We start from the raw sequence: 12,867 nt of genomic DNA, 5'->3' as shown, positions 1-12,867 counted from the left end.
TGCGCTGGGCGACCCTCGCGGCGACCTCCGCCGAGTTCGACAATCCTTACGGGGTGCTCGCGGGCCTGGGGCAGTGGGTCGTCGACCGCCTGCGGGAGTTCCAGACCGGGCACGGAGTTCCGCCCGACGAGGCTGCCATCGGGGACCTGCGCTTCTCCGAGGCGTTGACCCTCGTCTTCTCCGTCCGGGAAATGCTGCACAATCCCGGGATCCCGGACTACGCGGTCTTCGTCGGCAGCGCGGTCGGGAAACGGGCCGGCGCGGGCGAGTTCCCCTGGGACTGGCTCGACCCGGCCCGCCGGGCGGTGCTCGTCTCCCTCGGCACGGTGACCCGGGAGGCCGGCGGTCGGTTTCTGCGGGCGGCGGCCGAGGGGCTGCTCGGCCTGCCCGAGCGGGTACAGGCGATCGTCGTCGCCACACCCGGGCTCGTTGACGACCTCGCCGCCGCGGCGCCCGACGACCTGCTGGTCGCGCCGTTCGTGCCGCAGGTCGCGTTACTTCCGCGGTTGTCGGCGGTGGTGTGCCACGCCGGCAACAACACCGTCTGTGAGTCGCTGTCACACGGGGTTCCGCTGGTGGTCGCCCCGGTTCGCGACGATCAGCCGATCATCGGCGAGCAGGTCGTCCGTAACGGGGCCGGGGTGCGCGTCAAGTTCGGTCGGGCCGGACCCACCGCCGTGCGTTCCGCGGTGACGGCCGTGCTGGACGATCCGTCGTACCGGGCCGCCGCCGCCGATCACCTTGAGAAGCTGGCGGTCTGATGCTCGGTCTGGCGGTCCGGTGATCGGTCTCGTGGTCTGATGCTCGAACGGTTCTGACGTCGTGCTGACGTGGTTGCCGATCCTGGTGTGTGCCGGTCTGGCGATCAACGGTGTGCGGCTGCGCGGTCGGCTGCGTCGTCTCGACACCCTGCCGGCCTCCGGTCGCCCGGTGGACCCCGCGTATGAGTTCCTCGTCGCGACCGGGGTCCGCCTCTCCGACAGCGGCCGACGGGCGGCCAGTTACCACGCCAGCCGGGACCGGCTCGATGTGCTCGACCTCGTCCCGGCGGACCTGACGGCCGAACGGGCGCTCGACCTCGCCCGGATGGTCGACACCCGCACCTACCGGGCCGACCGCTGCGTGCCCGGCCGCGGCGCCTTCCAAGCGCTGCTGGTCCACTCCGAGATTCTCCAGCGGGCTGGGATCACCCGCCGGGACGGTTTCGATCCGGTGGAGCTCGTCGACATCACCGAGCGGCTGAAGACCTTCGCCTCCGGCTCGACGGATCTGGCGGTGCTGCCGGGGCTGCGTGCCGCCCGGGACGACGCGGTGATGCGTGTCCGCGTCCAGCAGCGGGCCTACCGGTTCACCCGGCAGAACCAGCTCTTCCCGTTCGTACCCCAGATCGCCACCGCGATCGGCTTCCATGTGAACCAGCCGTTCGGCCTCGCGGCTATGGCGCTGTTCTGGTTCCAGCCGTTCTTCGTCTGCGCCGGCCGGGTGCCGCTGTCCCCGCGCGATCTCATTCGTTCCCCCATCGTGCGCATCCTCGGCGGGGTGCTGTTCGTGGTCGACTCCGTGCGGGCCGGCCGGGCGCAGGCCGTGAAGGCGGCTGAGGCGAAGGCCGCCGGGCTTCCTCCGGACCCGGTCAAGCATGCGGCCAGGCAGGAGACCGCCGCCAGCCGCGCCTCCTACTCCCAGGACGTCCAGGCCGGCCTCGACCGGTTCCTGCGCCACGACCGGGCCGACTGCCCCTGGTGCGGATCGGTCGAGCTCGCCACCCGGGTGGAGTCGCCGGACCTGCTCCTGCGCAAGCCCGGTTCCTTCCGGCTGGACGGCTGCGAGCGCTGCGGGCATGTCTTCCTCAACCCGTCGTTGAGTCCGGCCGGGCGCGAGTTCTACGACCGGGACCGCTACGACGGCCTGCGCACCGATGTCGCCGAGCAGGTCCTGGCCGCGATCGCCCGCGAGCGGCGCGAGCAGGCTGCCGCCGTCCGACCGTTCGTGGTGCCACGGACCTGGCTGGACGTGGGGACCCGGTACGGTCACTTCGCCAACGCGGCCCGCGAGGTGTGGCCGAGGACGGTGTTTGACGGGCTCGACACCTTTCCCGGCCTGGCCAAGGGCCTGGCGCGCGGCTGGATCGACCACGCCCACTACGGCCGTTTCTCCGACGTCGTCGACAGCCTCGCTGGCCGGTACGACGTCATCAGCATGTTCGACTACCTGGAACGCCGCGACGACCCGTCGGCGGAGCTCGACGCCGTCGCGAAGGCGTTGCCGCCTGGCGGGCACGTCGTCTGCGAGCTGGCCAACGCCGACTGCCGGCAGGCCCGCTGGCTCGGCCGGTTCTGGCCCGGCTGGGCGGTCCCCGAGCGCGCCCACTTCATCCCCGCGGAGAACCTGATCGCCGCGCTGGAGGACCGGGGGCTGCGGCCGGTCGCGGTGCGCTTCGCCGCGGCGCGCCGTCCCGGTGGGCTGACCGGCGCCCTGCTGCTCGCCGTGGCCATGATCGCGCCACGCCCCATGCCGTGGCTGCCCCAGCAGGCCGGCCCGGTCGGCGCGGCCGGCCGCGTCCTGGTGATGCTTGTGGCCAGCCCCCTACTGGGACTGGCCCGCCTCCTCGACCGCCTTGCCGGCCGGTACGCGCACGACGCCCGGCACGCCGGCACCTACCTGATGGTCGCCCGCAAGGAGCTCTGACCTCGGCGGACCGGTTGACCGGAATGTGCGGCGTGGCACAGGGATACGGGACGCGCCCAACGAATGTCCCGCGGAGCTCAGGAGGCCAGCGCCCAACGAATGTCCCGCGGAGCTCAGGAGGCCAGCGCCCGCGGAGTGCGCGGCACCGACGCCGACCAGCCGCGGTCACGCAGCGCCCCGCCTACGAGGGAAGCCACCTCGGCCGGGGCGTCCCGCGCCAGGCGTGCCGGCAGACGGATGAGGAGCTGGCCGGTCGGCTCGGCGACGACCGTCGGCCCAGGGACCGTCGCCTGGATCTCCACCCGCACGCGCCACGGCTCGTACCAGACGTCGAGGCGCGCCATCGGCTCGTCCGCGGGCCCGTTGACACTCGGGGTTCCTACCGGCAACCCCCACTGGGCCTCGATACGACGGTACATGATCTCGGTGAGGTGCGGCGCGTCCCGGCCCAGGTCGTCCAACGTCTCAGTGATCAGCGTCCGGCGGCTGATCGGACCACGCCGGGCCAGCGCGATCCGCAGGCTCGCGACGGTGACGAAACGTTGACGGACAGCGTCAACGAGCAGGCCCTGCGCGTCCGCGCGGGTAGCCGCCCACTCGGCCATGTCGATGACGGACCGGGCGGGGGCCGTCCGCCGGGGCAGGCGGAGGGGATCGATCTCGGTGATGTCGAGCCGAGCGCTGTGCCGCAGAAGCACGCCCGGTGGCGCGGCGATCCGGCGTTCGGTGGGCAGGAGAACCGTCACCGGGCCGGTGCCGTAGCCGTCCAGACCCGCGAGCCCCGCCGCGCAGGCGCCCGCGAGCACCGCGTCCGGGCCGACGGCCTGCAGGGCCCCCACAGCTCCTGCATCCTCGTCACGGGTGTGGCTGCTGTGATCAGCACGCCGCGGAAGGGTTGCTGCCAGCGACCGTCGTTCAACCGTCGGCGGATCTCGTCGCGGGTGATGCCGGCGTTGATCGCATCGCGTATCGTGATCACGCCGGCCTGCATGGTGGCGATCTCCTGCCAGGAGAGTCGGCCAGGGTTATGGGCCATGAGAAGACGATGACGGTTGTCCGTCTGTTGGGCCAGAACCTTTTTCGGGTTGTGGATAACTTTCGGCTGTCTCCTTCCTGACGGCCGCGTTCCGGACCGGGTCAGCCATGCCCCGGGTGGTGGTCCCCGATGCCGGGAACCCATCCCCGCGCCCCCGGGTGAGTGCTCTGGCCGCCGGGACCGCCGGAGCCGCTGGGACGCGCCTTGGGCGGGACGAGCCGGTAGATCTCCTCGTCGGCCGGCGGTTGTTGGCCGATGCCCGGAAACCCGACGGGCGGGGCAGGCTCGATCCGACGCTGTTCCTCCGCGCCGGTCCGCGCAGGGCCGGCCTGGTCCGTACCGGCCTGGATCATCCCGGCTCCGGCGGTTCCGACGTGGTGACCCGCCAGGGGCGTGGCGGCCGCGTCAGGTACGGACCAGCGGTCGGCCGCGGAGACCCCAGGCAGCAGGACGGTGCCCGGATTGCAGTCCCCCGGCACCACCCGTCCCGCCCCATCGACCGGGTTGACCAGCAGGAACGCGGTCGCCGGCAGGGTCTGGACGGTGGTCGGCTCCACGGTGAACTCGTATACCCGCTGGGAGGTCGTGCCGTCGGTCGTCGAGTCGCTCACCGACGAGTTTGTCGTGCGCTGCCAGGTCTGCGATCGCGACGCCGTCACCGACTCCTGCCATCCGGCGTTCTTCGACGTGTTCTGCAACCAGGGCAGCAGCCGGGTGCCGTCGTAGGTCCGGCCGGTTCCGCCGCTGGTGCCGGTCGTCTCCGAGGTGCCGTCCTGGTAACCGACGCTGTCGCTGGCGCCGGCCGTGAAACTGCGCCCCACCTGGGCCGTCACCTGAGACATGACGAAGCGGTAACCACGCCCGATAAATTCCGCCGCGGTCGCGGCATCCTTACCGTTCCCCAATCGCATGATGATCGTCGAGCCTCCCTGGCTGCCCAGCACCCGTTCGGCGTCGTCGGCGAGCCGTTCGAAGAGCAGCACGAGCCGCACCCCGGCGAGCTCGGCGTGGCGGGTCAGCCCGGTCAGGACCGCTCGGCCGAGATGGTCCGCCCCGGCGACGACCAGCATGTCCCGGCCGGTCGGCCCGCCCCGCTGGCGGCAACGGAGCTGGTGGAGCACGGTCTGGACGAGGAGCCGGTCCGTGAGTTCCTTGCGGTGGGCGGACGAGTCCCGGCTCGACGTGGCGAGAACCCGCAGCCCGGGTACCGGCCACCAGGCTGTCAGTGGACGGGGCGCGCTGTCGACCCTGGTCGTCGGCACCCTGGTCGTCGACATATCGGCGGCGGCCGCCAACATATGGGCCTCGACCGTCGCGGCCGGTGCTGTCGCGGCCGTGGCTGGTGGTGGCGGGCTGAGCGCCTCCAGCGAGGAACGCAGGTAGCGCAGCTCGTCGGCGATCCGGTCACCGCGGCCGAACGCGTCCATGTGCGCGGTGAGCTCCCCGGCCTCGGCCGTCGACAGCGACGTGGCCGCGCTGCCGTCGTCGAGACCTTCGAGGACGCGCAGGCCCTCGGCGAGACGGCGAATGCTGAGCCGTTCGTACAGAACGACGGCGACGGTGGTGACCAGGTCCGCGTGCAGGGCGCGTCGGTGCGGATCATCGCCGCTCTCCTGGGACATGCCGAACGCGTCGGCGACGAGCTCGCCGGCCTCCCGCGGCCCGAGGCCGTCGAGGAGCGCCACCTCGTCGAGCTGGCGGGGCAGGTCCCAGGACTCCACCGGCCAGCGCGCCTGGCCGGCGAGGCGCGCCAACCCCCCGCCCACCGCCCGCTCGCTGAGATCGACGAGCAGGATGCCGGTGCCGCCGGTGAGCACCGAGCAGCCCGCGGTGGCCAGCAGGCTCGCCCATCCGTCGCCGGTTCCGCCGAACACGTCGATCCTGGGGGTCGCAGCGGGGGCCGAGACGGGATAGAAGACGGCGGTGGCCTCCCGGCGTCGCAGCTCGGCCCGGTCGTGCGCGTCGACCTCGGTCTGCCAGGACGTCAACGCCTGCAGGTGGCGGGTGTACCCGTCGGCCCGGGCCGACGCGGCCCGGGATCGCGTCCGGCCCAGCCGGTAGTGCAGGATCAGCGGAGGCAGGCACGCGACCACGGCGAGCGCGAGTCCCGCCGGGACGAAGAAGAACCCCCCCTCGCCCGCGAGCAGCATGCCGAACACCACGAAGGCCATCGGCAGGACGAGTCTGGTCAGCAGGGCGCGGACGGCATGGTTTCGCCGGGCCGTGAGCGCGGTCAGATCGGGCGATTCGGGCTCCTGCCAGACCGGTTGACGGTCGGCGAGCGGGCTCGGGGCCGATGGACCGGTGTCGACGAACTCCCAGCCCCAACGCTCCCGTGGAACGAAGAGCCCCTGGATCAGCCGGGCCTCAGTCGTGGTTAGCGTGCCCACCCCCATCGCCGACCCTCCGCGGTCCCACTCGCCTGCTCCCGCGTCGCAGCCCACCGTGCCGCTGCCCCGACGGCCGCAGCCCACCGTGCCGCTGCGACTCCCCGCTCCCGATCATCGTGCGCCTGGAAACGATCTCGGCACGCCCGGTGTCAGTACTGGGGCGTTACGTGGCCATTATGGCGCGTGGTGTCCACTCTGTCGCGTTCCGCCGTGCATGTCGGCCCCGCCGTAACGACCCGACGGTCGACGGGCCCGGGCGCTCAGTCCTGCGCTGTCCCGAACGCGGATGCTGTCCCGATGGACGGGCCGAGGGCGGTGGCCGCCGCGGTGGACTCCGGTGGGGCGCTCCCCGGCCCGCTCGGCGCGGGGCCGACGAGGTCGGAGATCTGAGCGGCCAGCTCGGCCAGTCCCTCGCCGGTGCATGCCTGGTGGAGCGCGTCCGACAGCGAGGTGGCATCCGCCGCGCCGGCGAGTTCCCGGACCGCCACGGTGAGGCCGCTGACCGTCGGATCACCGATGTTGACCTTCTCCCGGCCCGGAGCGTAGAAGGCACCGTTCTTCAGCCGGGTGAGCTGTTCGCCCACGGTCTCGCCCGGCAGGGTCAGGCCGCGCTCGCGCCAGGCCGCGGTGAGCGGATGCGGGCCCGCGCCGGCCCCCCGCCGGCGCACCGCGTCAACCAGCGCCTGCCGGACGTCCTGCCAGCGGTACATGCCCGCGGTCAGGTGCCGGGAGTCGACGGTGTTCGCAGCGTCTGCCGCGTCCGCCGGGGACGGCGGCAGGCCGAGGAGCCGGCGCAGCGTCGCGAGCAGGGCGGCGGTGAAGTCGTCCGGGTCGACGAAGGGGCGCAGCGCGGCGGCGCGGGCGTCCGTCGCCCGGTCGGCGGCATGGGCGAGCGCGCAGTCGAGGATGCGACCCGGCAACGCGGCGAGGGTGGTCCGCAGGGGTTCCGCCGGAGCGAACGGCGCGATCCCGAGCAGATGGGTGAAGCCCATGACCTGGTGCGCGGCCACCGCCTCGACCCACACCACCAGCAGGGGATCGCGGGCCGCGAGGGCGGACGTCTCCGTCTCCTCCAGGGTGCAGGCGGGGCCGGCGACGCAGGCCACGCCGCAGCCGAGGCTGCGCCGTCCGGCCAGGGGCACCCGGTCGTAGCGCGCGAGGCGCGCGCTCTCCCGGTCGTCTCCGGCGACCATCCGGGCCAGCACGGGACGGTCCATGCCGTCCGTGCTCACCGCCGCCACTCCCGCCGGCAGCGCGACGACCAGTTCGGACTGGTCGTCGCGCAGGTTCATTGTCGCGCCGACGGCTTCTCGGTCGTCGGCGGCCGGGAGCCGGTGCATCACCTTCAGCGCGGTGTTCTTGATAACGTCGGGAAGGATCTTCGCTGGGATCTGCTCCACGACAACAAGCCCCTCGCCGTAGGCGCGGATCTCCGCGAGCAGTGAGGCGAACAGGTCGACGGAGGCCGCGGCCGGGCCGTCGGTGACGTTCTTGAGCAGCCGGTGGGCCTCCTCGAGGACCAGGACGTGGCGCAGTCCGCCCGCGCCCGCGGTGGCGTACCGGACCCGCAGATGCTCCACGACGCGGATCAGGACGGCGCCGAGCAGGAACGCCTTGTCCTGGTCGTTGGTGATGTCCTCCAGCTCGAAGACGACGTTGCGCGCCAGCAGGGCGCCGATGTCGATCGGATGTCCGCCCTCGAAGAACCGACCGGGAGAACCCTCTCGCAGGCTACCGATGCGCACGTCGACAAAGCCCCGGACGTCCGCCGTGACCTCCACGCCGTAGCCGATGCTCTCGACCACCCTCGTCGCGGTGCGCTGCAGGTCCCCGAGGGTCGGATATCGCCTGCGCACGTCGACCTTCGGGTCCTCCTCCGGCCCGGTCACCCGGAATCTGGGCCGGTGCGCGGGCTCCGGCCGGTCCAGCACCAGGTTCCATCCCAGGTCCTGGTAACAGACCGTCAGTGCGCGGGCGAGTACCTGGGGGAACGGCTCGTGCGCCTCGAACGCCGCCAGGAACAGGGCCCGGACGAGATCGATGTGGCTCTGCAAGGGAAAGCCGGGCTCGGGTTCCAGCGGGTTCAGTGACGCCGGTGGAGCGTCGAGCCGGCCCGGCCTGATGACGAGCACCTCGGCGAGGCCGGCGAGCCGCCCGGCCATCCGGGCGTACTCGGCCTTGGCCGGCTCCAGGACCAGCCACGGAACGGGCGCCGGAGCACGGGTCAACGACTCCAGCAGCGACCGCACGGTCTGTGACTTCCCGGATCCGGTGGCGCCGCAGACGAAGGCGTGCCGGTTGAGCGTCGCGAGGGGAACCGAGAACGCGCCGGCCGGCATCCAGCCGGCGTCGAGCACGGCGCCGAGCCGAACGGCGCCGGGCGTTCCCCGGGGGTCCGCGGGACCGGACTGGTTCGGACCCTCGGGCGTTACGTCGAAGGCGTGCGGTGTGATCAGGGTGATGCCCGGCAGCTCACGGCCGGGCGGCCGGGCCAGCGCAGCCAGCAGCTCCGCGCTCGCCCGCGGCGAGGGCCGCGGTGAGCCGGCCAGCCCGCCGACCCCGGCTCCGACCCCGCCGAGGGCCCCCGCGAACGAGGTGACCGGGCCGGTCGGACGCAACGTGTAGGGCAGCCGGTCGAGATCGCTGGAACTGCACAGCAGGGCGGCCAGCGAGACCGCGCCGGCCGGGGTCACCCCACCGACCAGGATCTCCACGTCCCACATGCCGCTCGACGCGCCCCGGCCCAGTTCCCGGTAGCGGGCCTCCGCGCGCTCCAGGTCGAGCCGGGCGCCCTGGTCGTTCTCCCGCCGGCGCAGCACGGGGATCGATCGCGCGAGGTCCGCCCGTTCCTCGGCGAGATGCTCGGGAGGCACCGGCCACGCGAGCACAAGCCAGGCAAACGGGCCGACGAGATGCGCGGCGTAGTCGTCGAACGATCCGCGGCGGGTGTCTGGCGGCCGGGCGTCGGTGCCCGGATCGGCGGCCCACAGGGCATCCGGGAGGCCTTCGCACCGCAGCCAGTAGGGGAAGCCGGCGAGCTGGGCGGGTACGGCGTCCAGTGGCAGCGCCACCGCTGTCGATCCCGGGGGGTACAGCAGCGGAACCGCGGTTGCGTCTGGTGTCGACGTGGCCGTTGCGAGCGACGTGGCCGCCGCGGTCGGGTCTGTCGCGGTCGGGTCCGCTGGGAAGAAGGGCCGGCCGCCGACGAGGAACCGGATGTGCGCCTCACCCGGGCCCCGTAGCCAGGCGACGGCGATTCCCGGCCGGGCTGCTCCCGGCACCGGGTACGGGCCGCCGCGAGTCGACGCACCGGAGACGGTGGGTTCGTGGCCGGGCCCGAGCGAGGTCAACTGCGCGTGCGCGCCGACGAGGGCGGCGAAGAGCGCGGCCGGTACGGGATCGGGCCGGTCGGGTGTGTTGGGTCGCCGAGGGGCGGTGAGGATGCGGTGGAACCGGAAACCGGCGAGCACGATCGGAGGGGCCTATTCGTGCCGGCCGCGCTGGGAACGGCTGCCGGCCGCCCGTACCACCATGCGGGCTCCTCGTGGTCTTCGTCTCGTCTCTCCGTGAACATACTTCTGATCATCGGTGCCGATGTGGCAATCTATCACCCTCCGCTGGGCATTGGATCCGGATCGTGTCCATCGTTGCTCGAAGTATCCGAATTCCGAGATCGGGGAGGAGTGAGGGTCGAACATGGAGGCATGGACTGCTGTCTTCGATCGTCACGGTCCCGGGCGCATGGACTCCCGTCGCCGTGATCGCGGTCTGCGGGTGTCGTGGGCCGACGCACCGGCGGCTGCCGCGGGATACCTCCCCAGGTCGGGGTACCTCGCCGGGCTGGGCGACCTCGCCAGGCCGGCGTGAATGATACGTATTGTCATCGCCGGTGCATCATGGCCGCAGCCGGATGGCACGGGCGTGGCGGCAGCCGGGGGTGGCAAGGGTCACGGGGGTGGCAAGGGTCAACAGTGCGTCGCCGCCTCGCCCGTGGCGTCGTCCCGGAAGTCGGAGGCATGGCCGGTCATCGCAGGAATCGCTGCCGGACCGAGACGCGTACGAGCCCCCCGCGGGGTCGCTCGGTCGCGGTCGGTGCCGCCGCGGTGGGTGTGACGTTGGTCGTGGGGGCGGCCAGTGCACTTCATCTCAGCAGTCCCGCTTCGGACCCGGACTCCTCGCATGACCTGTCGGTGTCCGTACCGTCCGGGCCGAGGGGCGCAGCCCGGCTCGGACGCACATCCGGGCTTGGTCCCACCTCCGAAGCACGCCCGCCGGGCGTGGGTGGGCCGGTGAGGACGAGCCGGATGGCCGGCACCGGCGCGGACGGCAGGGCGGGGCCCGCCTCCGACCTCACCGCGATCCCCGGGGTCGGACCGGTGATGATGACGAAGATTCCGCAGGCCGCCCGGCAGGTGATCGTGGTGAGCGGCATCGACCGGAATGCGAACACCAACAACGTGACGCTGTGGGAACGGGCCGATCCCGGCTCCGCCTGGAAGACCTACGGAGCCCCGCTGATCGGCCGCAACGGCGCCGATGGCTGGACGTACGACCATCGGGAGGGCGATCTGCGCAGCCCGATCGGCGTGTTCGGTCTCACCGCCGCCGGTGGCAAGCTCGCCGATCCGGGCACCGGTCTGCCCTACGAGTATCGCCCGTCGTTCTACCGGGCGACGGGTCCGCGGGGCGAGCCGATGCCCGATGCGTTCAACTATGTGGTCGCCATCGACTACAACCGACTGCCCGGGTATCCGCCGTCGGACCCGACCCGTCCGCTGGGCCCGCAGATCGGCGGGGACATCTGGCTGCATGTCGACCACAGATCGCCGACGCGGGGCTGCATCGCGGTGGAACAGGACGCCCTCGTGGCCATTCTCCGTTGGCTGACCCCGATGGCCCATCCCATGATCGTTATGGGAGACGCGGCGGATCTCGGCGCCGACAACGTGCGCCCCTGAGCCCCTTTCCTTGCCTATCCAGAGAGATAAATCGAGCACAAAAGCCTCTGGATAGGCAAGGAAGCCGACGAGGCTCAGCCGGCCGGCTTCTCCGCGTGCTGTTCCGCGTGCCCACCGAACTGCTTGCGCATCGCCGACAACAGCTTGTCGGCGAACAGGCCCTCCCCGCGCGAACTGAACCGCTCGTAGAGGGACGCCGTCAGCACATGGGCGGGAACGCCCTCCTCCACGGCGGCCAGCACCGTCCAACGTCCTTCCCCGGAGTCGGACACCCGGCCGCTGAACTCGGTGAGTCCGGGATCCTCCTGCAGCGCGGCGGCGGTGAGGTCGAGCAGCCAGGAACTGACCACGCTGCCCCGCCGCCACACCTCGGCGATCGCGGTGGTGTCGAGGTTGTACTGGTAGTACTCCGGGTTGCCCAGCGGGGCGGTCTCGGCGTTGTGCTCGGCGGACGTCGTGCCGATGTTCGCCTTGTCGAGCACCGCGAACCCCTCGGCGAAGGCGGCCATCATGCCGTACTCGATGCCGTTGTGCACCATCTTGACGAAGTGACCGGCGCCGTTCGGGCCGCAGTACAGGTATCCCTTCTCGGCCTGGGTGATCTCGCCGGTCCGGCCCGGGGTCCGCGGGATGGTGCCGACGCCGGGTGCGATCGTCTCGAACAGCGGCTCCAGGCGGGCCACGACCCCCGGTTCGCCGCCGATCATCAGACAGAAGCCGCGTTCCAGTCCGAACACCCCCCCGGAGGTGCCGACGTCGACGTAGTGGATGCCCCGCTCGACGAGCGACGCGGCACGCAGGATGTCATCCCGGTAGTAGGAGTTGCCGCCGTCGATGATCACGTCGTCCGGCGCGAAGTGCTCGGCCAGGGCCGAGACGGTCTCACCGGTCAGCCCGGCGGGCACCATGATCCAGGCAGCCCGGGGTGGACGCAGGGCCGCGGCGAACTCGGCGAGGCTCCGCGTCTCCGTGGCGCCCTCCGCAGCCAGGGCCTTGACGGCCTCGGGGTTGACGTCGTAGACCACGCATTCGTGACCACCGCGGATCAGCCGGCGCACCAGGTTGGCACCCATCCGGCCGAGTCCGATCATCCCGAGCTGCATCTTCATCTCTCCGCTGGTTCGTCTCGATGGCCCGCTCCGGCGTGTCGCCGGGACGGGCCCGGCCCGGCGCTCCTGACGCCATTCTCCGTGCTGCATCCGTGCTTCCCCGTCCGTGGTGCACGTGCTTCTCGTCTCCGAGCCGGCGCCCGCGCCGGCCCGGCCACGGACCGTCCGGACCGGGACCCCGAAAGTTCCCGATGATCTTCGGTTGGCGTGGATCGAGCGGCAGATTGTGACGAGTAGCGACGGAGGGCTTGTGAGCGAGCCGGGTAGGGCAGGGGAGGCGGCCATGGATGCCGACGTGGACGTGATCGTGCTCGGCGCCGGGCCCGCGGGCGAGAACGTCGCCGGCCGCTGTGCCGACGCTGGTCTGTCCGTCATCGTCGTCGAACGCGAGCTCGTCGGCGGGGAGTGCAGCTACTGGGGCTGTATCCCGAGCAAGACCCTCCTGCGGCCGGGGGAGGTGCTGGCGGCGGCCCGCCGCGTTCCCGGCGCGGCGTCGGCGGTTACCGGACCCGTCGACGTCGCCGCGGCGTTCGCCCGGCGAGACTGGATGGTGGGCGACTACTCCGATTCCTCCCAGGTGCCCTGGCTGGTCGACAAGGGCGTCGAGTTGGTGCGCGGGACCGGGCGCCTGGCGGGGCCCGCCGGCCGGGTCGCGGTGACGCTGCTGGACGGCACCCGCCGGGTGCTGA

9 protein-coding genes are annotated in these 12,867 nt (G+C 72.2%); 4 read left to right on the top strand and 5 right to left on the bottom strand.

The features are described from left to right. Together AC08ON_RS03655 and AC08ON_RS03650 are read left to right on the top strand one after the other, a co-directional pair. A partial coding sequence (locus AC08ON_RS03655) for a glycosyltransferase (RefSeq protein ID WP_476616449.1) occupies window positions 1-761 on the top strand: 761 nt, incomplete at its 5' end. Window positions 762-822: 61 nt separating this feature from the next. Then, window positions 823-2,685 (top strand): class I SAM-dependent methyltransferase, encoded by a 1,863-nt coding sequence (locus AC08ON_RS03650; RefSeq protein WP_476606425.1) that lies wholly within the window; start codon window positions 823-825, stop codon window positions 2,683-2,685. A gap of 113 nt (window positions 2,686-2,798) precedes the next feature. On the opposite strand, the gene AC08ON_RS03645 is transcribed toward AC08ON_RS03650, so the two are convergent. The 4 genes from AC08ON_RS03645 to AC08ON_RS03630 all read right to left on the bottom strand — a co-directional run bounded on the left by AC08ON_RS03645 (window position 2,799) and on the right by AC08ON_RS03630 (window position 9,581). Next, window positions 2,799-3,524 carry a type IV toxin-antitoxin system AbiEi family antitoxin domain-containing protein gene (locus tag AC08ON_RS03645; protein ID WP_476606424.1) on the bottom strand — a complete coding sequence of 242 codons (726 nt, stop codon included), beginning with the start codon at window positions 3,522-3,524 and terminating at the stop codon, window positions 2,799-2,801. Next, the gene (locus tag AC08ON_RS03640) at window positions 3,428-3,676 is read right to left on the bottom strand and encodes a type IV toxin-antitoxin system AbiEi family antitoxin domain-containing protein (RefSeq protein ID WP_476606430.1); all 249 of its coding nucleotides are present in this window, start codon (window positions 3,674-3,676) and stop codon (window positions 3,428-3,430) included. The genes AC08ON_RS03645 and AC08ON_RS03640 overlap by 97 nt, the downstream gene beginning before the upstream one ends. 146 nt (window positions 3,677-3,822) lie before the next feature. Further along, window positions 3,823-6,117 carry a hypothetical protein gene (locus AC08ON_RS03635; protein WP_476606423.1) on the bottom strand — a complete coding sequence of 765 codons (2,295 nt, stop codon included), beginning with the start codon at window positions 6,115-6,117 and terminating at the stop codon, window positions 3,823-3,825. A 254-nt stretch (window positions 6,118-6,371) separates the two neighbouring features. Next, a complete protein-coding gene (locus AC08ON_RS03630) occupies window positions 6,372-9,581 on the bottom strand; it encodes an ATP-binding protein (protein WP_476606422.1) in 3,210 nt (1,069 codons plus the stop codon). An 834-nt stretch (window positions 9,582-10,415) separates the two neighbouring features. Between AC08ON_RS03630 and AC08ON_RS03625 the strand changes: the two genes are divergently transcribed. Beyond that, a complete protein-coding gene (locus tag AC08ON_RS03625) occupies window positions 10,416-11,069 on the top strand; it encodes a hypothetical protein (protein WP_476606421.1) in 654 nt (217 codons plus the stop codon). A 74-nt stretch (window positions 11,070-11,143) separates the two neighbouring features. On the opposite strand, the gene gnd is transcribed toward AC08ON_RS03625, so the two are convergent. Beyond that, the gene (gene gnd, locus AC08ON_RS03620) at window positions 11,144-12,172 is read right to left on the bottom strand and encodes a phosphogluconate dehydrogenase (NAD(+)-dependent, decarboxylating) (RefSeq protein ID WP_476606429.1); all 1,029 of its coding nucleotides are present in this window, start codon (window positions 12,170-12,172) and stop codon (window positions 11,144-11,146) included. A gap of 289 nt (window positions 12,173-12,461) precedes the next feature. Between gnd and AC08ON_RS03615 the strand changes: the two genes are divergently transcribed. After that, window positions 12,462-12,867 (top strand): FAD-dependent oxidoreductase (locus AC08ON_RS03615; protein WP_476616448.1); only part of this gene is annotated, 406 nt, incomplete at its 3' end.

This window comes from Frankia sp. CoWAU3 (assembly GCF_977971855.1).
This window is presented reverse-complemented; position numbering and strand designations above follow the sequence as displayed.

Excerpts from the sequence above, each read along its gene's own strand:
- AC08ON_RS03640 (WP_476606430.1), bottom strand. The coding sequence starts at position 3,676 with ATGCAGGCCGGCGTGATCACGATACGCGATGCGATCAACGCCGGCATC.
- AC08ON_RS03635 (WP_476606423.1), bottom strand. The coding sequence starts at position 6,117 with ATGGGGGTGGGCACGCTAACCACGACTGAGGCCCGGCTGATCCAGGGG.
- AC08ON_RS03625 (WP_476606421.1), top strand. The coding sequence starts at position 10,416 with ATGGCCGGCACCGGCGCGGACGGCAGGGCGGGGCCCGCCTCCGACCTC.
- gnd (WP_476606429.1), bottom strand. The coding sequence starts at position 12,172 with ATGCAGCTCGGGATGATCGGACTCGGCCGGATGGGTGCCAACCTGGTG.